The following is a 251-nucleotide window of genomic DNA, read 5'->3' as shown; positions in this document are numbered from 1 at the left end:
GATGCTTATGTGATGAATAGCGAGTTAACGGTGAACGCGGGGAATGTTGCTGACGGATCGTCAGGCGTTATATTAAACGCCACCATACCGGCCGGGGCGGGCAGTTCTTTTGTGTGGACTGGTTTTAATGTTGATTTAACTGTCAACGATAGTTCATATAGAAAATTTGGGCTTCCGTTTGCGCTTCACAATCCAATAAACAACCCGCCTTTTGTGACGGACACTCCTTTTGCTGTTGATGAATCTGGGTA

General features: G+C 45.8%; 1 protein-coding gene. It reads left to right on the top strand.

What is annotated here, in order from left to right; genetic code table 11:
• Positions 1-251: hypothetical protein (locus AC0L24_RS33945; protein ID WP_473565110.1), on the top strand; the 251-nt coding region annotated here is incomplete at both ends.

It is taken from the genome of Mesorhizobium sp. WSM4809, assembly GCF_055811655.1.
Note: the sequence above shows the minus strand (reverse complement) of the source record. Positions and strands in the feature narration are given on the sequence as shown.